Genomic DNA, 23925 nt, shown 5'->3' with positions numbered 1-23925 from the left:
GGCCCATTACCGTGCACCGAAATCGCGTACCGGTTTCTCCGCAGCCGGACATTCCCGCACTTCCTGAGCCGCATTTTGCAGCCGTGCCAGGACAGAAACAGCCGGCTCTCTCTGACACAGGTATTCCTGGCTGTCTCGGATTCCGGCAATATTTTCCCGAATATCCATATCCACGTCGAACACATCTGAAACCGGCATAAGCCAACGGTCTGCAAAGTATTTCAAAGGATTCTCAAGCGCCAGCACATCATCCAGCATTTCATCCCTGAACTCAAACTTTGTTGTCAGATAGGAATACGCCTCCTGCATGGCTGTAATTTCAGCAGCTTTTTCAATTAAGGATTCCTTATCTCTTGACATAAGGCTTTCCCTGTAAGCAAAGTAATTCTGTCCCAGCCGTTTCATCAGGAGCGTATATTTGTCCTGTGCGGAAGGTTCGCTTGTGAAATGTTCAAATTTTTGCTCTGCATCAATTTCTTTGAGAAGATCGCAGATCGGGAAACTGTGTTCATGGTTATTTTCTTCCCAGCACCATCGGGCTACATCCAACGGGTCCTGAAAAGAAAGAAGTGCCTCTACTTCCGCCGGAGTAAATACATGCTCAACCTTCAGATAATAGTGGAGTTCCGAAAATCCCTGCAACTCGTAAATGCTGCCGATGTTCTGTGCATCCAGCATATCCGCATGAACCTTCAAACACTCGTCCAGCCGTTCCATAAGCAGCCGCTTTGCATCTTGTTCTATCAAAATCACCCCTTTCGCTCCGGCATAGTCAGCGTACAGTTCACTTCATTGCCCCATACATCCCAGCCGGGAGTCTTTTGTCTTGCAAACAGTTCCACTCTGGGCTGATCGCCCATGAGTTTTACGATCTTATCCCGCACCTCGTCCGGTTTCTTGCTGTGCTGCTCAATATGGGAGATCACAAACTGATGGATTCCCGCACACTGGCGTTTCGGACGGCCTCTGGTTGCCAGCAGGCAGACCTCCGCGTTTGAGCGGGTCCAAAAGCCCATGCCATAAAACCAGCTATCCGCTTTCCGGTTCTGTTTGAGCCATAGAAAAGCTAGCGTTTTATATTTGAACCCCCAGGCGTCGATCACCCGGAAGGCTTCATTAAGCTGCGGAAAGGTTGCCCACAGAAAGAGGGCGCTGTCTTTTGCGGCAAGTTCCGATACCGGCAGGGCACAGATTTCTTCAATGCTCATTGTGGGGTAATGGTTTTCCGCAACGCCGCTTCCATGTTTCCTGTCATAATGCCAGGGCGGATCGGCATAGATAATGCCGTACTGTTTCGTTTCCGGCATTAGCGAGCCTGCTCATTCTTAGATGGGGCAGGTTTAGTCGGCTGTTCTTTGACCTTACCGGCATTTTCCTTCAATGTACCGGTCAGGGAAGGTTTTTCCGCAGCTCCCTTTGTCGCTTCAAGAGTCGCCTGCAAATTTTCAATAGCCTGGCCGTACCCATCAATGAGAGCATCGTTGAGCTGCTTGCGGAACTCTGCCGTAACCGGCCAGCAGACATCTTTCCAGTTGCCGCCCTTATCCTGGGTTGCGGGCATATTGACATACAGCCCCTTTTCACTGGAACAGATACGGAAACCGTCAATCTTAAAGCATCCGCCAATCGTAACATTGGCAAACGCCAGCAGGTTTCCCATTGGAGCAATCGGACGCACGCGGACATCCAGCTTCATGCCGTTTGCCATTTCCGGCGTCTGTGTTTCCGGCGCCATTTTTTCTGTATTGGTTTTACTCATATATAAAATCCTCCTTTTTAGAATTGGTTTTGTTCATGCTATCTTGCATTAAATATGGATTTGGATAACGAACCTGTCTTAAACAGGGCAAAAGCCAGCAGTACCGTATAACCCGCCGTTCCCCAGATCGCGCCGTGCACGTCGCCGGACGATGGGATAGACTGGACCAGCACTGCATAAATGGCAACACAGATCAGGATCAAAAAACCCTGAAAACCCAGGGCAAAAAGGGAACGCAGATACCCGGTTCCCATTTGTCCCCATTCCCGGTTTGCCATTGTGGAAAACGGGATCGGTGCAAGGCTCACGGTTAAATAAATCTCGATCATACGGCCATATACAATGACAAAGATCACGATGGACAGTACCCACATACACAGATTGATGATGTTGGTTTCCAGCCACAATCCAATCAGTTCCCACATTCCCATTGCTTCAAGCTGGGTTTCCAGGTCAGACAATGCCGCCTGCACATCCAGGTTCCCGTTTATGACACCGGCACTTTGCGACACCACATTTTGGGCCACATCAAAGACCGCCATCACAATCGTAAAACAGTTGGTGAGCAGGTAAGTGGCAACAAAAGTCTTGAAAATCCACTTGAAGATGTTGAATGTATCGAATTCGTGCATGTTGTTCTTTTCGAGAATCATCTGGATCAGTTCATACACCAGAACAAAGGTAAGGATCATGCCCGCAATGGGAATGACGACGGTTTCCGAAAGATTCTGGATCATGGAAAACACGCCGCCATTCCAGCCCTGCGGGGTCTGTCCTACCTGATTTGCCACATCCGCAACCTGGTTGTTGACGGAGTTGAAAATACTGGTGTACTGTCCGGTGATCGCATCGATCAGGCCCTCTTTAATCCAGTCTGTTATCCATTCAAACAGACTGCCCATAAGTCAGCCCTTAACCGAACAGGCCGGAAAGCAGCGGGATCAGCGTTGCACCAACCAGAGCGATACCTCCGCCTGCCATAAGCTGTTTTATCCCCAATTAGGTGTAAAACTCTGCTCGATGGCGGGCGGCGGCGTACAAAAAATCTATATGGTGTTTTTAAGAGAACCGTCCCGGTAGGACAGGTCAGGCAGTGACCTGTTCCACCTCTGGGATGGGTTTGAGATTAAAATGAATTTCGATAGAAATGTGTCTTGTTTTATCGTCGTCAATGCGCTCATGCACGACGATTTCTTTGATTAAGCGGTTAAGGGTGGCTGCGTCCAGCTCTGTGATGTTGGCATATTCCTGAATGGCTTCCACCCATTGTTTTGCGTCATTGGCAAGCTGGGCTTCATCGGACAGCCGCTTCCTGCCCTCGGACACTTTTGCTTTAAGCTCCGTCTGCTCGGTCTGTGTCTTTTCCAGCATGGTGTTGAAATTCTGCTCACTGATACGCCCTGCAATCATATCCTCATAAAGCCGCATGACCATTTTATCCAGAACCTCAATCCGTTCCTCGTCCCTTGTAAGGGAGCGTTCCATTGCTTCCCGCTGTTCCCGCTGCTCGGCTTCACAGGTATTAGTCAGGCGGTCGGCAACCGCTTTCCCGTCCATCAGGGCAGCTCTGGCACATTCCCGGATTTTCCGCAGCACATGGCTGTAAAGGGTGTCATAGTCAATCCGGTGCTGGGTGCAGTGGTTCTTTCCAAAGGCATTGTAGGTCTTGCAGGAATAAATCTGCTGGGGATGTTTTGCGTTTGTGTAGCGTATCGTCAGCGACTTCCCACACTCGCCGCATTTTATCAGTCCGGCAAACAGGCTGATTTCATTGGTCTGCCCCGGACGCTGGCGGGATTTCAGCTTGTTCTGCACAATGTCAAAGCTCATGCGGTCAATCAGCGGTTCATGCTGTCCCTCCACCACAATCCAGTCCTCCGGCTTCTTTTCTCCAATCGTGCCGATTTTGAAACGGTAGTCTTTTTTCTGGGAAGCAATCGCCCCGGTGTAGACGGGATTCATCAAGAGGGCTTTGATAACGGAGAAGTCCCACATATACCGTCCGTTTTCTGGGTCTTTCTTTTCCCATTTGGTGCGGGTATTGCGAAGCCCCCGTTCCCGGTTCCACCATGTGGGGCAGGGGATTTTTTCTTCCTCCAGCCGTCTGCGGATATAGTTCGGACCATGACCGTTCAGGGCATATCCGAAAATCAGCCGCACAATCGGGGCGGTTTCCTCGTCAATGAGCAGATGGTTTCTGTCCTCTGGGTCTTTCCGATACCCAAAGGGGGCAAGACACCCGGTAAACTGTCCTTTCTGCGCTTTCAGAAGATAAGAGGAATGGACTTTCTTGGAAATATCCTTGCTGTACATCTCGTTCAGGATATTCTTGAACGGGGCAATATCGTTGTTATCCCGCAGGGTGTCGATACCGTCATTCATGGCGATATAGCGGACACCGTTTCTTGGGAAAAAGTCCTCAATCAAATGCCCGGTTTGCAGATAGTTACGCCCCAGTCGGCTGAGGTCTTTCGTGATGACAAGGTTGATTTGCCTGCGCTCAATGGCTCTCAACATTCTCTGTAAATCAGGACGCTCCATATTAAGACCTGTGAAGCCATCGTCCTGATAGACTGCCACAACCTCCCATCCCTGCTTTTCGCAGTATTTTTCCAGCATATCACGCTGGTTTGCGATACTGGCACTTTCGCCTTGCAGGTCATCGTCCTTTGACAGCCTGCAATAGACCGCTGCACGATACCCTCCGGCAAGTGCCGAACCGATTGTTCTGTATTCCATTTCGTTCATCATAGCCATTTACCCACACAATCCAGACGGTATCTGGCTCTTTTGAACCTCATCTTCATTATAGCTCATATCTTTCCTTTTAGCAAGATATTCTTTCGTATTTGTCTTACCGTATTTCTGGGAAATCAGGCTGACGAACACATCGGTTGCGTCCAGTTCCCCGTCAAATACCGTTGTAACATGAATCTCTGTTTTGTTTTTTGCCATAGGCAGTTATCCTCCATACATGAAAATAGCCAGACAGAGGGTGTCGGCAACGAAGTCCGGCAACGGGCTTCAAAAGACCTTGCAAACAATCTCAATCTGGCGATGGTTACTATTTATACTTTTCTTTTATTTTTCTGTTGTTTTGGTTGTCATAGGGGAGAAAAGCCGATAGTTTCGGGATTTTCCCCGGCAACCGGCTCGGCAACGGGATAGCAACAGGGGGTGCAACGGGCTGCCATTTTCAGAACGGAAGCTCCATCTGTTCTGTGACCTCCACAAAACCGTCCATCGTTTTTTCAGACGGGTTGCCGGAGTCCGTTGCCGGGTTTTCACGCTCCCAGCCCTTTTGTCTGCCATATTCGGAAAACATTCTTGGGTTCGGGAAGTACCGCCAGCCAGAAATGCACTGGTTCATAATCTCGTTGATTTCCCGGATTTCCCATTGCTTCGGCTCGTCAAAGGCATGGTTCAAGGCTTCCTTATAGAGCTGCTTGGAGCAGACCATGCTCCCGGTGTACTTATCAAGATACGCCTGTATCATCCCGGCTTTGGTGTCCTCCGGCATAAAATCCCGCTGGTGTTCTTTGAGATACCGCTGCATGGCAGGGCTGAAAGCCAGCTTGAACCTGCCGCTTCTGTAAATTTCCATCGCTTCTGCCCACATCTGCTCGATATAGGCTCTGGAAGCGGCTTCGTCCTCCAAAATGTGAACCTCGGCTTGCTCCGGGTACACCATGACGGGGATAAAGCGGCGGTTGCCGGAACGGTCAAGGGGCAGGAAGTCAAGGGCATTGGAAGTGCCGCCAAACACGCACTGACGGGGGCGGTCTGCTGGGTGGGTTTCATAGGGTATCTTGTAAACCTCTTTCTGTCGGCTTAAAAATGACTTGATTTCCTCAATGCTCTTGGCGTTTGCGGTTGCCATCATTTCCGACATTTCGATAATCCAGTGACCTTGCAGCTTACGGTACACATTGTCATCGTCCAGCTTCCGCAAATCATCGGAGAACCACTCGTCCCGGACTGCCAGCAGACGGAAGAAGGTGGACTTTCCAGCCCCCTGACCGCCTACCAGACAAAGCATGATTTCAAACTTGCACCCCGGCTGAAAGGCTCGTGAGATTGCACCCAGCAGGAACAGCTTCAACGCTTCATAGGTGTAATCGTCTGCGTCAGCCCCCAGAAAGTGCCGCAGACAGAAACGGATTCGTTCTGTACCGTCCCACACAAGGGCGCTTAAATAGTCCCGGATGGGATGGTACTTGTTTTCATTCGCCACAATCCCGATGGCATTATCAATCTTTTTCTCATTGGTAAGCCCGTAGGTTTCTTCCAGATAAAGAAGCAGATACTTCATGTCCGTATCGTTCAGGGCGGTGCTTTCCCTGTGAAAACCGATGGGCTTTATGATGTCCTTGCGGTCAGTCAGGATGTTGTATGCGATAGCCCCGGAAAGCAGCGGGTCACGCTGGAATACGGTCAGGCAGTTCCGTATGCTCTGACGGACACCGCCTTTCTCGGTGGTTTCCAGCCCCGCCTTGATTTCCTCAATGCTCTGGGGCGGCTGCATGGCGTTCATGGTGTTTTTTAGTTCTTGCTGCGGCTGCGGCTGCAAGTTCTGCCATTCGCTGTTCAAGCTGTATCACATCCTTTCCGTAGTCCGTAATCAAAGCCGCTTTTTCCTCCGTTTCCCCAAAGAGCAGCACATCCAGCAGATATTCCACTTGGTCTTGCTTCTGTAAGGCTTCCACAAACCGGGGATGAAAGGCTTCCTCCGGGGAGTGCGGGGCATATTCCTTTCTCCATGCCCGGAGCAGGTGGAGATAATCGGCAAGGATACGGAAGCAACGGTTTTTTGCTTCCTGAAACTGTTCCTCCGGGGATTTCTGCCGGGGCTTGGGCTTTTTTGCCTTTCCCGGCGGTTTCCAGTCCTCATAGGAAAGCCCGAAGTCCTGTGCCAGTTGTACGGCGGCTTCTTTCTTTCCCAGCCCATACAGGGCGGCGGTAAAATCAATCACATCCCCATCAGCACCGCAGCCGAAGCAGTGGTAACGCCGATCCAGCTTCATGCTTGGGGTTTTATCGTTATGGAACGGGCAGCAAGCCATCCCGTTCCGACCTACATGGATTCCATAATGCTCCGCAGCCTGTCTTGTTGTGACGGACTGCTTCACAGCTTCAAATACATTCAAATCTATCCCTCCTTGAAAACAAAAAAGCACCTGACATTCTCTGATTGAAAATGGCAAGTGCCTGTTAAAGTTCCATATCCTGTTGTTTGTGTTTCGTCTGTGCCGGGACAGTTCTTTGTGCTTTTTTCTCGTCAGCCTTATCCTGCAAGACTTCCTTGATAGGCTGCTTCTTGGGCGGCTCTTTGCTTTCTTCTGTGCCGGGTGTAGCTTTCCGTACCCAGTAGCGGATGTCCCGCAGCTTCTTCAAATCTTCCTGCACCTCGGTCAACGGTACTTTCAAGTCTGCGATTTCGCCCACAAGCTTCGCCTGTTCCTGCAAAAGCTCCTTTTTCGTGCTGTCCTTATCATCCGGGTGCTTGGCAAGGTAGGCACTGGCTTTCTCAAACCGGGCAACCTCCGGGTGTTCCAGCTTGAATTTTTCCTTAGTTTTCTTGAAAAATATCTTCTGGTATTTCTCATAAACGGGCTTACATTCCTTACAGTCCGTCCGGGCGGCAAGGATAGCGTCAATCACGTTGCTGCGGGTTTCCTTTGGCTTCATCTGCTTTCGGTAGTCGGCGGCAGATTTCCCGGACGTTTCTATAAAGTTTTCCAAATCCTCCACGGTGGAAAGTCCCTTTCTCTGAAGATAGGACAGGGCTTCGCTGACTGCCTTTAAGTCTTTGGAAGTTCCACGGTTTTGTCCCGCCCGTGTCCAGTCGCTCCGTTCTGCCTTTCGTACCTCCATGTACTTCATCAACAGATTGGGAAGAAATACCGCTTCCTCCGCAGCTTTTTCCGCAAGCAGTTCTTTTCGTTTTTCACTAAGCTCGATAATCCAGCCTTTGAGATTTTTAATAAGCTGCCGGATAGACTTCATCAGGCTGTTGGCGGCTTTGATTTCCCGGTTCAGATTTCCGATGTTGGTCTGAATCCCTCGCTTTTCCATCTGCCGGACAGCAGCACCCTCATGGACGGTAGGGATAATATCAAGCCCCTGTCTTTCATAAGAACGGAGATCCACCCGCTCCGGGCGGTTGTTGGCTTCCAGATAGCGGTTCTGGATGATCTCCCATTCATGCCGCCAGATTTCACAATACTTGCGGTCGTTCCAGTCAACCGTATCTTCCTTGTGACTTTTCCATCTGCCGGACGGAAGTTTTATCCGTTCCCCGTTCTCGTCAAGGTCATAAACCTTGCGGCTCTTGGGAAGCCATTTCCCATGTTCATCCATTGCCCGCATAGTCAGCATGACATGAGCGTGAGGGTTTCCGTCCCCTTTGTCATGGATGGCAAAATCCACGCACATTCCTTTGGAAACAAACTGCTGATTGCAGAAATCCCGGACAAGGGCGGCGTACTGGTCGGGCGGTATCTCTCTGGGGATGGTAAGCACCCACCGCCTTGCAAGCTGGGAATTCCATTGCTTCTCCACCGCTTCGGCGGCGTTCCATAAAGTATTGCGGTCTGCATACGACCGTGGGGCATTTGCCGGAAGCAAGATTTCATTGTGGACGATACCACGCTTTTCCGGGTAGTGCTTCACTTCCTGATCGTATCCACAGAACAGCTTTTCGCCGCTCTGGTAGGCAGCGGCGGCAACCGCAGACTGCTGTTGGCTTCGCTGCACAATCGAGATTTCGTTGTGTGGACAGGGCATTTCGTGTCCCTCCTTTCGGTAATTGGTGGATGGGGTGGCGTTTTACCACCTCATTTGGGGCAGAAAAAAAGCAGGAGACCTTTTCAGATTTCCTGCTCGGTGGTGCCGCCGGTGGGCGGCTGGTATTCAGTTTTGAAAGTTCGGGTCAGGGTGGCCCGATGATGAAATAAAATATCTGCATGAAGATTATTCAACTTCTTTTAGTAATTCTTCAACAGAAATACCGTAAAGTTTTGCAAGTGCAAAAAGATTTGATGTGGAAGGGTCGGATGTTCCATTTTCCCATTTTGAAACAGCCTGCCTGCTAACACCAATCGTTTCAGCAACAAATTCCTGCGTCATTTTGCACTGTGTTCTGTGTACTTTGAGTGCTTCACCCAACGATTTCCTCACTACGGATTTTTCCTGCCGTACATCTTTTGAATGGATATATTTGAGTAATGCACGAACAATAAGGGTAAGCAAACCAACAAAGATACATAAGAAAATTATTCCAACGATTATCATAAATACGGTTACTTTCATTTGACCACCTCCTAATGTTGCTGTTGGCTTCATTTCTCTGTACGGATATATTTAAGCAATGCACGAATAACAAGGATAAGCAAGCCGACAAAGATACATGAGAAAACTATTCCGACTACAATCATAATGATGTTTACTAACATTTGGATGACCTCCTTTCTTTGTTGGCTTTATTCTATCTGAATTACCGTGTTGCTACCACCAACTATCAAGCAATTATCAGTTGCATATCGGTTACACAATGATAGCGTTCTGTTTTTTGACCTTATTATACTAAATTACCGTAGATAAGGATAGCTCGACTGATAAAACTTGCTGGACGGGAACAGCTTGCAGCGCAAGGTGTTTCCGGGCGGCAAGTCCACAAAAGGGTAGCTGGCGACAGCCAGCGCAGGGGAAGCGTAGCGTCCCCTGTATGATTTGGAGCAGACCATGACTGCGGAAAATCACAGCCCTCCGGCGAGGAGCCTTCGGAGAACGCAATGCACCAACCTTTGGGTGGTGTATAATTGCGCCCTTAGTAAACTAAGGGGGTTCCGGCATCTCCCGTTCCAGCAGTTTTTTCAATAGTTCCTGCGTGTCCTGTCTGTGAAAAATGAGTTTCAACAACAGCATGACATCATCATCTGTCAGGCGTTCCGGCTCTTGCAGAAAACTTTCCAGCATACCGCCACGGGTACAGAGCCGGTGCGTCCGTTCCTTTCGGGTAAGCTGTTTCAACTGGTGCTGCAATGCCTTTTCATCATTGATGGCTTTCCGCAGTTTCTTTTCGCTTTTTTCCAACTCCCGATTGAGTTTTTCCAGCTTTGAGGTATCAGGCAAGGGCAGCGTCCTCCTTTCCCGGTATCAGCACATAAATCCGGTTTGGTTCTCCAATGCCCTGACGCACCCGCATGATAAGTCCGGCAGTTTCCAGTTCATTCAGAGAACGCTTGACCGTCATGGAGCTGCGGGACAGGACTGCGGCAATGGCTGTGACAGGGAAGCAGACAAAGAGGATTCCGTTCTCGTCCTCCTGCCCTTTGGAGAGCATAGCGTCCAGCATCCGGCAGTACATGACCTTTGCGGTGCTGCTGACTGGAAATCCTGTCAACGCTCTGGGAAAAGGCATACAGGGCGGCAATGGTGTGTCTATCGTCATAAATTCAAAATTCATTCTGTGTGTTCCTCCTTTTTCTTTGCTCGTTTGGATAAATAACAGGGGCAGTCAATCACAACCGCCCGGAAGCTCTGCTTGCACCCATGCTGGCATTTCCGGCATAATTCGTTGTAAGTGACACGCCCCCGGTCATTGAGGTAAAAGGAAAGCTCATACTTCCTCTTTTTGCTCATTCTCGGCATATTGCGCTTCCTCCCGTTTTAGTGTATGGTTTCGGGGCGATTTTCGGTAAAATTACAGCCATAGAGCCGCTTAAAATCTCCCGAAGTATCAGCGATAGGGTAGACTGTCCCCCTATCAGATTGTTGTGTTTCGGTATCATTTCGGTGTCAGTTCGCCAGTTCTCCCCGGTGTCGTTCCTCCCCTGAATCTCACAGCGGCGTATCGCTCCCTTTGGTACGCTCGTTTTGGTCAGGGTTCCTCCATATCCCTGCCAAAATTCATGGCGCTACATCGCCGGGGAAGCATATCCCACACAGGCTGGTCATTCGATTGGAATAATCCATCGATGAACTACCTGTATCATAGAACATTTTTGTGCCCTGTGCCGTATGTCCACAAAGTAGGAATTAAGGGTAAAAATCAGAAATTTCCACGATTACGGAAAGTGTGATATAATCCAGATAAGCGGCAGCAATGAAACCGTTGGAAAGGAGCGTGTGCCCATGAAAGGAGCAACAAGCATACAGGAACGCCTTTGGGAACTCCGCAAGGACAAAGGCTTAAATCTGGAAGAACTATCAAAACTAACGGGTATTTCTAAATCAGCCCTTGGCAGTTATGAAAAAGAAGATTTTAAGGAAATCAATCATGGCAACCTTATCACGCTGGCAGACTTCTATGGGGTTTCCGTCGATTATCTGCTGTGCCGGACAGAGAACAGGGAGCAGATCAACACGCCACTGACGGAGCTGCATTTGAACGATGAAATGGTTGCACTTCTGAAAAGCGGTCGGATCAACAACCGTCTGCTCTGCGAACTTGCCACCCATAAGGACTTTATCAAGTTTCTTGCGGACATTGAGATTTATGTGGATGGGATTGCCACCATGCAGATTCAAAACCTCAACACCCTTGTCGATACTGTCCGACATGAAATCATAGAACGGTATCGCCCTGGCGAAGATGACCCACATTTGAAAGTGCTGCAAGCCGCCCATATCAGTGATGATGAATATTTCAGCCACATGGTTCTGGATGACCTAAACCTGATTATCCGGGATATTCGGGAAACCCATAAAAAGGATAGTGAGAGTGCGCCCCAGACCACTGTTGCCAATGAACTGAAAGAAAATCTGGAAGCGGTCGAAAATTTCAAGGGCAGCCGTTTGGAAAAACTGGCAGTGCTTTACTGCAAGCAGCTCGGTATCAACTATAAAAATCTGTCAGATGAAGAATTTCGCTGGCTTATTCGGATTCTCCAAAAATCAAAGAAAACGGGAACGCCTATCAACCAGAGGAAAAAACGGTAAAGGAAAACCGCTGTTGCATGGTTTGTTGGATTCCATGTAGCAGCGGTTTGTGCTGTGGTTATTACTTCATTCGTTTTCTTAATATTCGGCGATAATTTGTTTCTCCCTTTGGTGCGTCCTGTATAATTTCCAACACACCATCTTCAAGCATTTTATCAATGCGATTGGAAATCCATACATCACTAATTCCAAGTTGATATTTTCCTAAAACATTACCTATGACAATAGCCATTTTGAATTGCTCTGGCTGTTCCGCAATTTCACGAAGAATGAAACTATCATATATATCTTCTGAAACGCTTTGCAATTTACCATTTAACATTGCACGCAAAGGTGCATTTTCATTTTGAAGTTGATTCCATTTCATAGCACAAGCTGAAAGAAATACAGGATTAGCTTTCTCTTGTAGAGTTATATAGTTTCCCCATTCGCCAGGAGAGACCTCGCCCCATGCTATTTTGGATGTCATAGTATTTTCTTTTCCATATTCCCATGTAGGTAACTTAACCAAATAAATTGTTGTCTGGCAGTTTAAGGGTTGAAGTTGTTTCATAAGCCAATACATACCACAAAGCTCATCTGGATTATAGCTATACCAAATGCGAATTTCTTCCCCAGCTACATATCGTTCAATCACTGAGGTCAATGTAGTTTTAATTTTCTGTATTTTTTCTTCAACCTGATAATCTAAATCCTCTACAAAGCAGACAGACAGCATTTTCTTGAAAACATTTTTCCGCTGTTCGCCAATTCCATTATCAGAAATATCTCCCACACTAAGAGCCATATCAAAACAATAAACATCACAGCTCTTGCCTCCCAATGGAATAGCATTCTCCCAAGCAATGCGTTCTTGTTCCTGTGCTTGAAGCTGTGCTTTTTTCATTTCATCTGAAGATGGAACACTCCCGTCTTCATGCCTCATAAATATTGAAACAGCACTTCCTCTATACTTTCCCTTGCCGTAAGTTTGGGCAATTTTCAAACTTCCACAGGCACTTTCACCAAATACAATTTCAATCATCTTATATACCTCCGATTTAATTGCTCCCGTTATGAATAAATCATCTCATGCAAAACAATTTCTTCTGCCCGGTTATGAATGTTATTGCAACGCTGCACCCATTCCATTTGGTGGGTACGCTTCAATTCCTCGGTTACGCCCTCGGCAGTTTTCATCTGCTCCATGATGGTGTCTAACCGTTCCTGTGCCTGTTCGTTCAGGTCTGCAAGATATGTCCACAATTCCCCGGTCAGTATCAATGTATTCAATCTGGCTGGGTGGACTTCCCTTAAATATTCCCGGTGCATCCGTCCGTACTTTCCGATAGGGCGGTGTTCCTCCGGCAGTTTCAAGTCCGGGATGTAATAATCTCCGACAAGGATATAATCAATTCCGTTTTCCGTTATTCTTGGTTTCAATTCGCTCATGCTCCTTACCTCCTGTGGAAGCAGGCTCGTCTGATACTAACTCAATCACATCGGTAATCTCACAATTCAGCGTTTCGCAGATACGGGCTAATGTATCCATGCTGATGTGCTTTCCCTCTTTGCTCATGTTGGCAATCATATTCGTTGTCATACCAGCAGCAAGCCTTAAATCTTCTTTTCTCATATCACGCTCTAACAGTGCATGCCAGAGTGGTTTATAGCTGATGTGCATATTGCTTTCCCGCCTTCCTATCCATACCACCGGGGCGGCTGCCCCGGCAGGAACTTTTCTCTTATTATAGCATCAATCTTGTGAAATCACAATTTATTCTTGTAGCCTGCCGCTGATACCGTCTGGATTGGTTTTTCCTTTCTTTTTGTTCCCTTTAATTAGCCATGAACTGCTTGATCCCCTGGGATTTTGCACCTGGGTTATCATTTCCGTAACCTTCGAGAAGGTTTACAACACCCCATGCGCCCAGACCTGCGCCCAGGGCGATCACAAGGATCTTCAAAGTATCAATCGCGCTTGCAAAAAATGCCATAATGTTCCTCCTTTAATTTCAGAAATTTTAATTTGTGATATGGCCGTATCAGGCCGGAAACAAAAAAAGCCGCCGCACTGTTTTTAGAAAAAATCTGTTTCAAACAGCACGGCGGCATGGGGCAGGAAAAATCCTGCGGTTATTTACTTTTCAGGGAGAATCACGAATCCTCAAAAAATCCTCCTTTCATCGTGACAAAAACAAAGCCTGCCAGGGCGTCATGCTTTGACAGGCAGGAACAACTTTATAAAGTCTGGGAAGCCAGATCTTCGGCTGTGACTTCATAATTGCGGTATCGTTCACCGGGACGCATCGGCATCCGGGTAGAAAGAAACTTTTCGATATTAAAAGCGTTCTTCTCATTAAAATCGGAAAGCAGTTTGTAATTTGGGTGTTTGGTTATATCGTATTTCCGGGAGAGGAACGGCCGCACACCCCTGATCTGCAACAGACATTTACCCCCGTCCATGACTGCCAGTTCATCCACCGACATCAGATCCTTTCCCAGCTTTTGAAAATTTTGTCCGTGGGATTCCTGATTGCCCTTTGTGACACTGGTGTTATACAGGTCGATGGTCTCTTTCCCCAATAGGGAGTTCCAGCTTTTTAAGGTGGTTTCTTCTTTGCCTCCTAAGAAAAGGGAGGCGTCACAGTTACCGATGATGGTGTCCATGTTGTCTTTATACAGGGCTTTGAGCTGGCTTTGCGCCTGCAGCACCAGGCAGGCAGAGATCTCACGGCTTCGGATGGTCGCCATAAGACGCTCCAGGTTCGGGATCTGCCCGATATTTGCCGCCTCGTCGATCAGGCAGCGCACATGGATGGGAAGCCTTCCACCATATACATCATCCGCCCGCTCACACAAGCGGTTAAACAAAATGGAATAGATCAGACTGATCAAAAATGCAAAGGTCCCGTCCGTATCACTCATAATAAGGAAAAGAGCAGTCCGTTCATCTCCCAGCATATCCAGATCCAGTTCGTCATACATGGTAATTTCCCTGACTTCTTTAATGTCAAAAGGAGCCAGTCTGGAAGCACAGGAAATAAGGATCGACTTGGCTGTTTTTCCGGCAGCGAGCTTATATTTCTTATATTGACGCAGGGCAAAATGATCCGGGTCTTTCTGTTCCAGCGCGTCAAAGAGAAGGTCAACGGCATTTTTGAACGACTCATCATCCTCACGGACTTCCATTGCGTTCAGCATTTCTACCAGTGTGGCAAAATTCTGTTCGTTTGCCGGAGCCTCATAATAGATATATCCGATCAGTGCCGTATAGAGCAGGGTTTCTGCCTTGACCCAGAAATCGTCTCCGGCTTTTCCTTCGCCTTTGGTATTGGCGATTAGGGTAGTGACGATCTTCAGAATATCTTTCTCGGAATGAATGTAGGCGAACGGGTTAAAGTGCATACTTTTCTGGAAATTGATCGTATTGAATACCCGTATTTTATAGGACTCATAGATGATCTTTCCTTTTTCATTACGCACAGGCTTTCCGTCCTTGTCCAGCTTTGGTGTGCCTCGCTGCAACATCTTTCCGCATTCCACAAGGACTGTACCTTTCGGATCGGTGACGACGTAGGAACTGTGCATTTGCATCAGATTGGGCTTGATGAAAAAGCGCGTTTTTCCCGAACCTGATCCTCCGACTACCAGTACATTTTTATTTCTTGCATTGGCCGGATTTTTGGGCCTTCCGTTTAACATCAGTCCTTCACTTTGGGTAAGAATGATATTGTTTTCCGGATTTGGGTCCATAAACGGGGCAATATCGGCTTTATTTCCCCATCTTGCAGAACCATATTCCACATTTTTGCGGTATTTCTTAGCGTCTTTCCCTCTAAGATAGACTGCCAGCCGCATAATGGCTGCACCGCAGAAACCGATCAGCCAGTCCATTGCCGCCCCCGGCCACATACTCTGAAACGCAAGGGCAAAGCCTTCGGACAGTCCTAACAGCTTTTGGGAAGCGTCTGCTCCGGGAGCCAGCCGCACCGCTTCGCCCAGCTTGGCAAATACCAGAAGGAACAGAACATAAGGCAGATGGAGAATGACCTGTTTTTTCAATGTTTCTGCATCAATCTTCATCGTTCCGGTCCTCCGTGTTCTTTGTTCTTTACACGGTCACGGCCAAGCGACTGTGCCAGTTCTTTGAACTTATGAAGCTGTATAAGCAGCGACGGTCTGGTGCTGCGTGTAAGGTCTTTCTTTGTATATTCCTTAAAAGCTGCCGTCAGTGCATCCGCCTGGTTTGCCTTGAAATATACCGTCCATTTTGGGGGATCGGTCCCAAGTTCCTTTTCTATATGGTAGCGTACCTGATGTTTTCTGGCATACCGTTCAAAAGAGCGGATTCGCCCTGAAACTTCAATGGTATTGGCTCCGGGGTCTTTATAAGTCAGCCGCTTCATGCTGTTGCGCCCGACTTTTGGCATTGTGCGTTCCTGTTCCATCTTTTGGAGTACCGCAGCAATAGCCGCACGCAGTACCCGCCCTGACAGTTTTGCTGCCTGTATAGAAACAGAAACCGTTCGTTGTTCGAGTTCTTCCTGCAAGAGCATCCTCCTTTCTGATAAAATCGGTATTTATAATATGGAAATAACTTTTTACCGGCTTTCCCCAAGAACCTGCTGTCGGGAAGCGTGTTCAAAGGCTTTTGCTGCCTGATCGACCTGAATTTTAGCATGTTTCAAAAGCGTCTTGATGATCGTAGCCGGGCGTTCCTGTTCCTCCAGATGATCGACCATCCCTTTGCACTCATCCGGGAGGTATGCCGCCATATCTTTCAACACATCGGAAAAGTTACCCATAAAGCCCCAGCAGCTATCCGACAGCTCCCCGTTTTTATAAAGCTCAAACCCATAACATTCGCCACGCAGATAGGAATCATAAGCGGCGACTTCGCTGCGCATCAGTGCGTCCGCTTTCTGCCGGATGGCGCCGGTCATCTTGTCAGCGTCAAATTCCTTTAGGGCATCTTCTTTGGAAACATAGATCCAGCCGACCTGTCCGCTGTCCCATTCTGCATGAGGAGCCCTGCCTGAGAAACTTTCTGTACTCATGGCAAGACCTGAGTGGTCGTAGAGATAGAGGGGGAGCATCAGATACTTTTCCGAAATTACTTTCTGCATTGCTTCATCGATCGCCCGTTCCTCTGTCTTTGGTCCATGCCGGAAACGGCTGCTTACAATGTTTACCATCCGTTCATAGCGTTTCATGCCGGCTTCATCATGTCCTACGGTATCTAAATACATTTCCCGCAGGAAGTCATCTTTGTCCATATGGTTGTGATGGTCGCCCAGCGCATAGCGGGGATGAAAGCATACCATCGTCCCAAAATGTTCATCTACCTCACGGGGAGAGATCAGAATATCGTCCGGCTGCACCATAAGGGCATAAGGTTCATTTACTGCCATTAACATAATTGGCTCCTTTCTTTCTACAAATCCGGGCCGGAATGGTGCATCATCGGTTTTTCCCGGTGCTCATTGGTTGCAGGCTGCTTGACTGCAATGATCTCGCCGGCAAGCCTTGCAAATTTTTCAGGGTACTTGAATTGCTCCCCATATTTCTCCATCAGATCCGGGGAAAGGTCTGTAAAATTTTCCTCGCCAAGACCAACGATCAGAAAATTCCCGGACACAATATCATAGATGTGGCCGTCATCGTCAAAGAGAGCTCGGTTCAAAGGCAGCCCCATCAGCTTGCCTTCTTCATTGCAGATCAGAGCCACCGGGTCCTCATACGGATAGACCGCCTGAATATCTCCGCCCACTGCCGCCTGCAAGGATTTCAGACCACTTTCGATCTCCGCAGCATAAGGGGACTTGCCCGGCTCTACCATTAACACTTTCATAATTGTATATCCTCCTTCTTTTTCATTGCCGTACCGGGAGTGGTTGGCGTTTTTTCCTGAGTTTTTGCCACAGAGAGCTTCCCCAGGACGGAAGGCTTCTCCTGGTTTTCGGGTGTAAAAATACCGCCCTCCGAAACCTCGGTGGCGGCATGTTCCGTTTTGGCCTGTTCCAGTCCTTCAACCGTATAGCCAGGTAAAAGAGTACCGTGAACCATAAAATGGTGCTCATATTCTTTCGGGATCGGCGGGGAAATTTCCGTGAATAAATGGGAATAGGCTTTCTTTCGCCCGTCCAGGTATTTTATGGCTGCGTTCTTATCTGTATATCGTTTCTGGTTTTGTCCGGCAATCTTTGCTCCATATCCCTGCTTCGGGGAATGAATACGGACTTCCCATGTCACATACCAGGCAATCGGAACACTCTGTTTGGTTTCTCTGTCATATTTCGTATCTTCCCAAATACTGCAGGTCATCTGATAGACCCGGTTGCTGATTTTCTGATCCGCCCTCCAGTTATCGGTGTCTTTCCACTGGTTGCCGGTATGTTCGATCTCCGGTGTACGAAGATATTCCAAAGCCCGGTTGATCGTCTGTGTTGCCGCTGCCTGCTGTTCCCACTGTTTTGCAGCAGCCACCACGATTTCATAGGCTTTCTGCTCCCCGTCAATACTTCCCTGGCGCATGGCTTCCAGGCTATCGGTTCCCATTGTGATCAGAGTAGAAATATCCACATTTTCACAAACTACGCTGTGTTCAATTTTAAGCTCTGATCCCGGCGTCAAGTGGTCGCCATACCGGTAGGCATGGTAATCCCTGTTTTCTTCCAAAATGCTGTTCACCTCCTGCTATATTTCCGGCTCATGGTTTTTTCTGAAAATCGTCTGTGCCGGTGATTTTTTATCTGCCGGTCTGTTTGCCGCAAGCTGATCCATCACGGAAGGACGGCCGACGCCGAACATGGATAGCTGACCGTCCGCTGCCTCACGAAGTTCAGAAACAGAGAGAGGAAGCGTTACATCGGCATGGGTCAATAGCTGTTCCCGTTTCAAATCCTGAATGATCTCGTCAAAAACAGCGTTGATCGCACGGCGTTCTTCCCCCACAGGAAAGGCTTTCAATACCTCCATTTCTCCGTCTTTACCGGAAACCAGGGTAAGGGCACAGTCGGCATGGCCTGCCAGATAATCCGATGTGTAGGGCAGTTTGTCCTTGATATAACAGGCAAAGGCTCTGGCTGTCATTTCCACATTGCTGTCCCAATAACCGCCGTCTTTTTCACATTCTTTTCCCATGCGTACCGAATTACGGTAAAAATCAGTTTCCGTCCGTCCAATCTGCGGAGCTTCCTGCGCCTGCATCCTGGAAAGCATACGCTCAAAAATTTCCAGCCGTTCCCGTTCACTTTTGGGAATTACCCGGCCGGTAACATTCTTCTTAAATGCGCTGATCTGTCCCACAGAGCCGGGTTCGCCGGACAAAAATGCTTCCCGCAAGACTGCGTAGGTTTCCATCTGTTCCTCATTGCCATACCGTTTCAGAGAGGCAAGAACCGAGGAATCCAGCCAGCTTGCCGCATTTTTCCGGGTGCGTTCTGTTTGTGCTTCCGTGCGCTTTGCTGCCTGTTCCGGTGTTTCCGGTTTATACTTCATGGTGTCAATGAGTTTTTGGAACGGCGCATAGAGGCGGGGCTGTTCTGACAGCATCCCTTTTGCGCCCATCTTTGTACCAAGATAATCGTCAAGTCCATGCCACCATTCATGTGCCAGCGAACCGGCCCCGTGCATTTTCGTAAGATTGATGACTGTACGCAAAGGTTCATAATGAGCCGCAGCATTGCCGCTGCCTCTTGCACCAAAAGCGATAGCAAGCGTTCCCTGATAAGCAATATCTTTATCGCTGATCTTAAGGGCTGACGCCAGATCCTTTAGTGCTTCAAATCCCATGTTAAGGGAGGTCTGACGGTCGTTCTGGTTCATCCAGTTTCCAAACTCGCCGCCGCGGAATCCAAATGTATCAAGATAATGCTGTCCGGTGATCTCCACGCCATTCCGATAATCCGGGCCGGTACGTTTGACATGGGCGAGCTGGGGAGGGACAAACCGGATCTTCCCATTTTTGTTCCTGCCTTTGGCAAGTTCCTGCACCCATTTCAGGGCAGCTTCTTTGGTCTCAAAATTGGTCCGCAGGATCGAATAGCCTTTTGTCACATAGTAGGTACCGGGTTTCCAGTCCTCATTTTTAGAATAGGTATGTTTCCCGTCGTTGAAGTGGATCGCATAACCTTTCGGTATTTTCTGCTCTTTGGAAACACAAAACTGTTCCTTTTTTGCTTTCTGAGTAAAGTTGCGCTCAAAATATTCAGCCGAGCGGATCAGCATAGTATTGGATAATTTGTTTGTAATCACGGGATTGTCCTGACCCTTTTTCGTTGCCCGGTAATGGATTCCGCTTACCCAGCCCTGTACCTTTTCTAAATATCCATTGTCAACGAAAAAGCGGTCATAGGCTCTCATGGCATCCTCCACAGTACGGACATCTGAAAGCACTGTCTGCAATTCCCGGACTGTTTTTATATACTCCTTTTGCCTCGCAGTCCGTTTTTCCGGGGTGTCATCCGTGCGGTAATACTGAGGAGAGGCGTTTAAGCCGTCCCTTACTTTTTTGATAAAATAGACCACGCCAAGAGGAATCCCTTCCTCCAGCATGGCTGCATAGTCCGGCTTTTTCCAGACATTATCCTTTTTCACAAATTTTTCGGCTTCGCGCTCATTCATGGCTTCCAGATCATCCGCATACAGCCCGCGGTCTTTCCACAGGTCTTTTTTCGCACCGCCGATCTTTTCACCGAAATCTTCATGCACTCCTGCCAATCTTCATCACCTCCAGTCAGTGTAAAATTCTTATCGCTCCGGGGCAGGGCGACGTTCTTCGTTTTTGTGAAGTTGTGGGAGGTTTCCTGTGAGCCGGTCAGTTTCCCTGCGGATCAGTTTGTCCAGAGCGCCTAAATCCTCCGGTGCAATGGCAAACTCCCGGTAATTTTCATACCACAGGCCCGTAGAGATTGCCGCGATGGGCGCAATTTTCTCCGAACCGGATGGAAGAAGGCGATACACAGGGGCTTCGTCATAAAGAAGCATCTGCTTTGCCGTTCCCTGTGGTATGCGGTACTTATCCATATCCGGGTTCTGGGCTGCCTCCATATATTGCATATTCAGGCGTTCTTCTAAATCCTGGGGCATATAACGAAATGCCTGATCCATCCACTGTCTGAACATCGTGGAATAGTGGTACTGCCATTCCGTAACTTGATTCGGGGCATAAGAAAACCCCCAACTTTTCAGAGCATCTTTTTCGTAAAGCTCCATTTCAGTCCATTCTTTCAGGCTGACCGTAGCCGCTGAACCATCTTTGCGTTCGATATTGACGCCGCAGGGATAGAGGATATTTCTTTTTATATCCTGCCGCAGCGTGTCTAAATCCATCATCAGGACATCTCCGTACAAGTGACCGCCCTCGCTCCGATCCGTATGAAACAGGAAAGCCCTCGCTCCGATGAACTCCGTTGTTAAGATCATTTGATGAAGATCCGCCGTAGAACAATAAGCAAATAAGGCGTCGGAAAGCCACATGTGATTTTTCCCCATGATGGCAATGGAATCAGCCCCGGTATTTGTTGCCAGAGAACGCATATTGAATTCGCATTCTCTAAGAAAATCTCCGGCAAAAATATGGAGTTCATACGCAAAGACGGATAAGTCTGTATCGCGGATCAAATGAATCTGCGGTAGTGGTTCCTGATTCAATCAAATTCCTCCTTTCATGTGAAGCAGCTCTTTGACCTGCTCATTTTCCGCAAACGGCTGGCTATCTGTCCCCGCCATTTAATCAATCCCTCCCATCTGCCGGTAGCTGCCCGCCGGCAATCTTGCCGACAATCTCCGGACCGGTTTCATAAATCTGCATGAGGCGTTTTGCTGTGCCGCAAGGCTGTGCAGCTCCGCTGGTCCAAAGACGCACTGTGGATGGGGCAACATTCATCAAAAGCGCAAAGCCCTTTTCGTTCATGTCCAGCTTTTTCATCAGCGATTTAACCATATCGGGGCCGTAGTCTGGACACCGGGAAGCCTCGGCAATCATCTGCAAAGCGGTATTTTCAATTTTTTTCATTTTCAAATCCTCCTGTTATTTGTTTTCCAGCCTTATGCCGGGGCAAAGCTGATCTGGTTGTGTTTCATCCTTTTGGCAAAGTCCGGCATCGAATAATTTACCCCGTCAATTTCTGCATGGGTGTCATCCAGACGATGACAAACAGCAAAGTGCCTGTCCCCGTTTCCATAGAACAGGCAGAGTAAACCATTGTCGGGAATGGAAAACAGCGCTTTTCCGGCGCTGTCTGTAAAGCAGATATGTTGAGATCCATTCATGTTGAAATCCTCCCTAAATTGAAACAGCCGCCTCTTTTGGGCGGCGTTGGTGCTGGCTGGTTTGCAGTTGTTCCCGAACCAGCAGCAATTTCTCATTGTAATCTTTTCCCATCCGGGGAGGGTTGACACTTACCCGGATATGACGGAAACGTTTATCCTCGTGAAGCATGGTCTTGATTTTCCGGGCATTGACAAATCCGGCAAGGTCGTGGTCCATATAAAGGGTAACACGCCGTATCTCCGGGTGGCGTTCCAGGAAAGAAGTCAGCGCCACATGGGAAGTACCGCCCAAAGACAAGCGATAACCATTCCATTTCCATCCCTCCAGCTCTTGAAGTGTCGCATGGGAAAGCGCATCAATAGGAGCTTCAAAGACTGCCACATGCCGGCTGCCCGGACTTTGCGGGGGATAACAAAAGTTATATCCTTTGTCGCTGCCATAGACATCCTTTTTGAGATTGCCGCTGATACTGCGCATACAGGCAAACTTCGCTTTCCCGGAATCATCTTTCCCAACAAACACACAAACCGGTTCTCCATGATACCGGGCTTCGTAAAAAATCCCGGCTTGTAAACACTGGCGAATGACTTCTGAGCTGATCCCCCGTTTCTGCAAATAGAAGACCGCAGCGGTCGCGCAACGTCTGGCCCAGGGGAGAGCGAATGTTTTCTTTTCCGGCTCTTTTGATACCTGTATTTCTGCCGTACTTCGGTAAGCCGGTTCCTGTGGGATTTCGCCACCTACCAGAGCATGAACCGCATCCACAAGACCATATCCCCGAATCTGGATCAGGTAGTCCAGCGCATTGATACTCCGTCCGCGGCTGTTCCAGTACCAGTACCTTTTCCCGGTCACATATACCAGACTGTCATGCTCCTTATGCCGGAAATTAGGTCCATCCTGTTTCAGCACGCCGGGTTCATGGAATTGCAGGTAAGTAAACAAGTCAGCTTCCCGCGCTGCCTGAATCTGTTCTTTGGTTACGCCGGGCATAGTACCGGCACAGTGTTTCTTTTCATTGTGCTTTGCCTCCTTCCTGTGATGAAATGAAAAAAGACACCCAAAGGTGCCTAACAGCCGTACAGGTCGTGATTGACCTCGGCACGGTAATAGCTGTCCATTGTAGCCGGGGCATTATACAGCGCCGCCAGCAGATACGCTTTGATGTTTCCGACCTTCGTTGTGTTCTTGTCGATACAGTCAAAGACATACTCTAAGTGGCCGGAATTGATCTTCAGGAACCGGCTCTTGACGATTTCCCTCGGAAAATCATCTCCGGCAATGCGAATGTAAGGGCGTTTCGACAAAATCACTTCAAGCATAAGTTCAAGGGCTTCATCCAAACGTTCCCTGCCATACCGTAAGACCAGTAAGTCATATTCAATATTTTCTTTGATGATTTCACGATAGGCTTCTATCAGCTCTATCCGATCCATCCCATCCGTGCGGTTTGCCGCTTCCGGCTCTGCCGGATAGATTGATGGATAAGTTATTGATTTATCTTTTTTTGATTTTTTTGTTTTTAATGGATTAGTATTTAATTGTGCCGGATTTTCCTGTTCAGGTTCCGCCTGTTTAGGTTTTGCCTGTTCTGGTTTTACCTGTCTTGGATTTTCCCGTTTAGGTGAAAGCCCTGTGTTTTCGGTACTTACAGGCTGCTCATGGATCGTATATTCAATGTCTCCCAACTGCCCGTTATCATAGCGGAGGCGCTGTCTGGTGAGATAACCATGCCGCTCCAGTTCCTTCAGGGCAGTAGTGATAGAATCCACACCATCCTTGCAGATATGGGCGAGTCCCTTTGTGGTATAATCCCAATCTTCCGGCAGCGACAACATAAGTGATAAAAGCCCCTTTGCCTTTAAGGACAACTCCGTATTGCGCAGATGGTGATTGCTCATTATCGTAAAGTCCTTTGTTTTCTCTACACGGAATACTGCCATTGTACCGCCTCCTTTCTTCGACT

29 protein-coding genes and 1 pseudogene are annotated in these 23925 nt (G+C 48.3%); 1 reads left to right on the top strand and 29 read right to left on the bottom strand.

The window, feature by feature from the left end; genetic code table 11:
* Window positions 1–6: 6 nt before the first annotated feature.
* The 14 genes and pseudogenes from DWW33_RS03780 to DWW33_RS03710 form a co-directional block, all read right to left on the bottom strand.
* The gene (locus DWW33_RS03780; RefSeq protein WP_235695189.1) at window positions 7–747 is read right to left on the bottom strand and encodes a hypothetical protein; all 741 of its coding nucleotides are present in this window, start codon (window positions 745–747) and stop codon (window positions 7–9) included.
* Window positions 748–749: 2 nt separating this feature from the next.
* Window positions 750–1307 carry an MT-A70 family methyltransferase gene (locus DWW33_RS03775; protein ID WP_005361089.1) on the bottom strand — a complete coding sequence of 186 codons (558 nt, stop codon included), beginning with the start codon at window positions 1305–1307 and terminating at the stop codon, window positions 750–752.
* Window positions 1307–1759 (bottom strand): SpoVG family protein, encoded by a 453-nt coding sequence (locus DWW33_RS03770; protein WP_005361086.1) that lies wholly within the window; start codon window positions 1757–1759, stop codon window positions 1307–1309. Before DWW33_RS03770 ends, DWW33_RS03775 begins: the two co-directional genes overlap by 1 nt.
* A gap of 38 nt (window positions 1760–1797) precedes the next feature.
* On the bottom strand, window positions 1798–2661 hold the full coding sequence (locus DWW33_RS03765; protein WP_005361084.1) for a VirB6/TrbL-like conjugal transfer protein, CD1112 family: 864 nt from the start codon (window positions 2659–2661) through the stop codon (window positions 1798–1800).
* Between the two features lie 10 nt (window positions 2662–2671).
* A pseudogene (locus DWW33_RS03760) lies at window positions 2672–2755 on the bottom strand (Maff2 family mobile element protein); the annotation flags it as partial.
* 90 nt (window positions 2756–2845) lie between these two features.
* Window positions 2846–4516 carry a recombinase family protein gene (locus DWW33_RS03755; RefSeq protein ID WP_118638861.1) on the bottom strand — a complete coding sequence of 557 codons (1671 nt, stop codon included), beginning with the start codon at window positions 4514–4516 and terminating at the stop codon, window positions 2846–2848.
* Window positions 4517–4714: a hypothetical protein gene (locus DWW33_RS03750; RefSeq protein WP_003020324.1), complete on the bottom strand. Its 198-nt coding sequence runs from the start codon at window positions 4712–4714 to the stop codon at window positions 4517–4519.
* Between the two features lie 241 nt (window positions 4715–4955).
* Window positions 4956–6293: a virulence-associated E family protein gene (locus tag DWW33_RS03740; RefSeq protein WP_003500111.1), complete on the bottom strand. Its 1338-nt coding sequence runs from the start codon at window positions 6291–6293 to the stop codon at window positions 4956–4958.
* Window positions 6262–6906, bottom strand: a complete 645-nt coding sequence (locus DWW33_RS03735; RefSeq protein WP_117452249.1) for a CHC2 zinc finger domain-containing protein — start codon at window positions 6904–6906, stop codon at window positions 6262–6264. Before DWW33_RS03735 ends, DWW33_RS03740 begins: the two co-directional genes overlap by 32 nt.
* A 64-nt stretch (window positions 6907–6970) precedes the next feature.
* Entirely contained in the window at window positions 6971–8545 is a 1575-nt protein-coding gene (mobQ, locus tag DWW33_RS03730; RefSeq protein ID WP_118638860.1) for a MobQ family relaxase, read from the bottom strand.
* A 186-nt stretch (window positions 8546–8731) separates the two neighbouring features.
* The gene (locus tag DWW33_RS03725) at window positions 8732–9070 is read right to left on the bottom strand and encodes a helix-turn-helix domain-containing protein (protein ID WP_003509323.1); all 339 of its coding nucleotides are present in this window, start codon (window positions 9068–9070) and stop codon (window positions 8732–8734) included.
* Window positions 9071–9595: 525 nt separating this feature from the next.
* The gene (locus tag DWW33_RS03720; RefSeq protein ID WP_005927679.1) at window positions 9596–9892 is read right to left on the bottom strand and encodes a DUF3847 domain-containing protein; all 297 of its coding nucleotides are present in this window, start codon (window positions 9890–9892) and stop codon (window positions 9596–9598) included.
* Complete coding sequence (locus tag DWW33_RS03715) at window positions 9885–10226, bottom strand: DeoR family transcriptional regulator (protein ID WP_005927681.1); 342 nt, start codon at window positions 10224–10226, stop codon at window positions 9885–9887. The genes DWW33_RS03720 and DWW33_RS03715 overlap by 8 nt, the downstream gene beginning before the upstream one ends.
* Window positions 10223–10411 carry a hypothetical protein gene (locus DWW33_RS03710; RefSeq protein ID WP_005927683.1) on the bottom strand — a complete coding sequence of 63 codons (189 nt, stop codon included), beginning with the start codon at window positions 10409–10411 and terminating at the stop codon, window positions 10223–10225. The genes DWW33_RS03715 and DWW33_RS03710 overlap by 4 nt, the downstream gene beginning before the upstream one ends.
* A gap of 483 nt (window positions 10412–10894) precedes the next feature.
* On the opposite strand from DWW33_RS03710, the gene DWW33_RS03700 reads away from it, so the two are divergent.
* Window positions 10895–11701, top strand: coding sequence for a helix-turn-helix domain-containing protein (locus DWW33_RS03700; protein ID WP_005924756.1), 807 nt, complete (start codon window positions 10895–10897; stop codon window positions 11699–11701).
* Window positions 11702–11762: 61 nt separating this feature from the next.
* Here the strand turns inward: DWW33_RS03700 and DWW33_RS03695 are convergent, their stop codons facing one another.
* From DWW33_RS03695 to DWW33_RS03625, 15 genes are all read right to left on the bottom strand, one after another.
* Window positions 11763–12725 carry a DUF3658 domain-containing protein gene (locus tag DWW33_RS03695; RefSeq protein ID WP_005927687.1) on the bottom strand — a complete coding sequence of 321 codons (963 nt, stop codon included), beginning with the start codon at window positions 12723–12725 and terminating at the stop codon, window positions 11763–11765.
* Window positions 12726–12754: 29 nt separating this feature from the next.
* The gene (locus DWW33_RS03690) at window positions 12755–13132 is read right to left on the bottom strand and encodes a TnpV protein (protein WP_005927690.1); all 378 of its coding nucleotides are present in this window, start codon (window positions 13130–13132) and stop codon (window positions 12755–12757) included.
* Window positions 13092–13364: a helix-turn-helix domain-containing protein gene (locus DWW33_RS03685; RefSeq protein ID WP_118638859.1), complete on the bottom strand. Its 273-nt coding sequence runs from the start codon at window positions 13362–13364 to the stop codon at window positions 13092–13094. The genes DWW33_RS03690 and DWW33_RS03685 overlap by 41 nt, the downstream gene beginning before the upstream one ends.
* Window positions 13365–13518: 154 nt before the next feature.
* Window positions 13519–13677: a Maff2 family mobile element protein gene (locus DWW33_RS03680; protein WP_055156893.1), complete on the bottom strand. Its 159-nt coding sequence runs from the start codon at window positions 13675–13677 to the stop codon at window positions 13519–13521.
* Between the two features lie 244 nt (window positions 13678–13921).
* Complete coding sequence (locus tag DWW33_RS03675; protein WP_005361076.1) at window positions 13922–15766, bottom strand: VirD4-like conjugal transfer protein, CD1115 family; 1845 nt, start codon at window positions 15764–15766, stop codon at window positions 13922–13924.
* A complete protein-coding gene (locus DWW33_RS03670) occupies window positions 15763–16239 on the bottom strand; it encodes a PcfB family protein (RefSeq protein ID WP_005361074.1) in 477 nt (158 codons plus the stop codon). Before DWW33_RS03670 ends, DWW33_RS03675 begins: the two co-directional genes overlap by 4 nt.
* A gap of 45 nt (window positions 16240–16284) precedes the next feature.
* Window positions 16285–17100, bottom strand: coding sequence for a hypothetical protein (locus DWW33_RS03665; protein ID WP_005361071.1), 816 nt, complete (start codon window positions 17098–17100; stop codon window positions 16285–16287).
* A 17-nt stretch (window positions 17101–17117) separates the two neighbouring features.
* Window positions 17118–17534 (bottom strand): DUF3846 domain-containing protein, encoded by a 417-nt coding sequence (locus tag DWW33_RS03660; protein WP_005361068.1) that lies wholly within the window; start codon window positions 17532–17534, stop codon window positions 17118–17120.
* Entirely contained in the window at window positions 17531–18361 is an 831-nt protein-coding gene (locus DWW33_RS03655) for a hypothetical protein (protein ID WP_118285559.1), read from the bottom strand. The genes DWW33_RS03660 and DWW33_RS03655 overlap by 4 nt, the downstream gene beginning before the upstream one ends.
* Before the next feature lie 18 nt (window positions 18362–18379).
* Window positions 18380–20308, bottom strand: a complete 1929-nt coding sequence (locus DWW33_RS03650) for an LPD1 domain-containing protein (protein ID WP_243088541.1) — start codon at window positions 20306–20308, stop codon at window positions 18380–18382.
* Between the two features lie 126 nt (window positions 20309–20434).
* A complete protein-coding gene (locus tag DWW33_RS03645) occupies window positions 20435–21337 on the bottom strand; it encodes a hypothetical protein (protein ID WP_040446567.1) in 903 nt (300 codons plus the stop codon).
* Between the two features lie 82 nt (window positions 21338–21419).
* Window positions 21420–21701 (bottom strand): helix-turn-helix domain-containing protein, encoded by a 282-nt coding sequence (locus DWW33_RS03640; protein ID WP_005361060.1) that lies wholly within the window; start codon window positions 21699–21701, stop codon window positions 21420–21422.
* Between the two features lie 32 nt (window positions 21702–21733).
* Window positions 21734–21958: a hypothetical protein gene (locus tag DWW33_RS03635; protein WP_005361058.1), complete on the bottom strand. Its 225-nt coding sequence runs from the start codon at window positions 21956–21958 to the stop codon at window positions 21734–21736.
* A 13-nt stretch (window positions 21959–21971) separates the two neighbouring features.
* On the bottom strand, window positions 21972–22952 hold the full coding sequence (locus DWW33_RS03630) for a DUF3991 domain-containing protein (protein ID WP_067536870.1): 981 nt from the start codon (window positions 22950–22952) through the stop codon (window positions 21972–21974).
* Window positions 22953–23029: 77 nt separating this feature from the next.
* Entirely contained in the window at window positions 23030–23902 is an 873-nt protein-coding gene (locus DWW33_RS03625; protein ID WP_005361053.1) for a DUF6017 domain-containing protein, read from the bottom strand.
* Window positions 23903–23925: the final 23 nt, after the last annotated feature.

The organism is Roseburia sp. AF15-21 (assembly GCF_003479505.1).
Taxonomy (GTDB): Bacteria; Bacillota; Clostridia; order Lachnospirales; family Lachnospiraceae; genus Roseburia_C; species Roseburia_C amylophila.
The sequence above is the reverse complement of the archived record's forward strand: the minus strand, read 5'-3'. Positions and strand labels throughout refer to the sequence as shown.

Coding starts and splice junctions, on each gene's coding strand:
- DWW33_RS03775 (WP_005361089.1), bottom strand. CDS start 1,307: ATGCCGGAAACGAAACAGTACGGCATTATCTATGCCGATCCGCCCTGG.
- DWW33_RS03770 (WP_005361086.1), bottom strand. CDS start 1,759: ATGAGTAAAACCAATACAGAAAAAATGGCGCCGGAAACACAGACGCCG.
- DWW33_RS03765 (WP_005361084.1), bottom strand. CDS start 2,661: ATGGGCAGTCTGTTTGAATGGATAACAGACTGGATTAAAGAGGGCCTG.
- DWW33_RS03755 (WP_118638861.1), bottom strand. CDS start 4,516: ATGGCTATGATGAACGAAATGGAATACAGAACAATCGGTTCGGCACTT.
- DWW33_RS03750 (WP_003020324.1), bottom strand. CDS start 4,714: ATGGCAAAAAACAAAACAGAGATTCATGTTACAACGGTATTTGACGGG.
- DWW33_RS03740 (WP_003500111.1), bottom strand. CDS start 6,293: ATGAACGCCATGCAGCCGCCCCAGAGCATTGAGGAAATCAAGGCGGGG.
- mobQ (WP_118638860.1), bottom strand. CDS start 8,545: ATGCCCTGTCCACACAACGAAATCTCGATTGTGCAGCGAAGCCAACAG.
- DWW33_RS03725 (WP_003509323.1), bottom strand. CDS start 9,070: ATGAAAGTAACCGTATTTATGATAATCGTTGGAATAATTTTCTTATGT.
- DWW33_RS03715 (WP_005927681.1), bottom strand. CDS start 10,226: ATGAATTTTGAATTTATGACGATAGACACACCATTGCCGCCCTGTATG.
- DWW33_RS03710 (WP_005927683.1), bottom strand. CDS start 10,411: ATGCCGAGAATGAGCAAAAAGAGGAAGTATGAGCTTTCCTTTTACCTC.
- DWW33_RS03700 (WP_005924756.1), top strand. CDS start 10,895: ATGAAAGGAGCAACAAGCATACAGGAACGCCTTTGGGAACTCCGCAAG.
- DWW33_RS03695 (WP_005927687.1), bottom strand. CDS start 12,725: ATGATTGAAATTGTATTTGGTGAAAGTGCCTGTGGAAGTTTGAAAATT.
- DWW33_RS03690 (WP_005927690.1), bottom strand. CDS start 13,132: ATGAGCGAATTGAAACCAAGAATAACGGAAAACGGAATTGATTATATC.
- DWW33_RS03685 (WP_118638859.1), bottom strand. CDS start 13,364: ATGCACATCAGCTATAAACCACTCTGGCATGCACTGTTAGAGCGTGAT.
- DWW33_RS03680 (WP_055156893.1), bottom strand. CDS start 13,677: ATGGCATTTTTTGCAAGCGCGATTGATACTTTGAAGATCCTTGTGATC.
- DWW33_RS03675 (WP_005361076.1), bottom strand. CDS start 15,766: ATGAAGATTGATGCAGAAACATTGAAAAAACAGGTCATTCTCCATCTG.
- DWW33_RS03670 (WP_005361074.1), bottom strand. CDS start 16,239: ATGCTCTTGCAGGAAGAACTCGAACAACGAACGGTTTCTGTTTCTATA.
- DWW33_RS03665 (WP_005361071.1), bottom strand. CDS start 17,100: ATGTTAATGGCAGTAAATGAACCTTATGCCCTTATGGTGCAGCCGGAC.
- DWW33_RS03660 (WP_005361068.1), bottom strand. CDS start 17,534: ATGAAAGTGTTAATGGTAGAGCCGGGCAAGTCCCCTTATGCTGCGGAG.
- DWW33_RS03650 (WP_243088541.1), bottom strand. CDS start 20,308: ATGAATGAGCGCGAAGCCGAAAAATTTGTGAAAAAGGATAATGTCTGG.
- DWW33_RS03640 (WP_005361060.1), bottom strand. CDS start 21,701: ATGAAAAAAATTGAAAATACCGCTTTGCAGATGATTGCCGAGGCTTCC.
- DWW33_RS03635 (WP_005361058.1), bottom strand. CDS start 21,958: ATGAATGGATCTCAACATATCTGCTTTACAGACAGCGCCGGAAAAGCG.
- DWW33_RS03630 (WP_067536870.1), bottom strand. CDS start 22,952: ATGCCCGGCGTAACCAAAGAACAGATTCAGGCAGCGCGGGAAGCTGAC.
- DWW33_RS03625 (WP_005361053.1), bottom strand. CDS start 23,902: ATGGCAGTATTCCGTGTAGAGAAAACAAAGGACTTTACGATAATGAGC.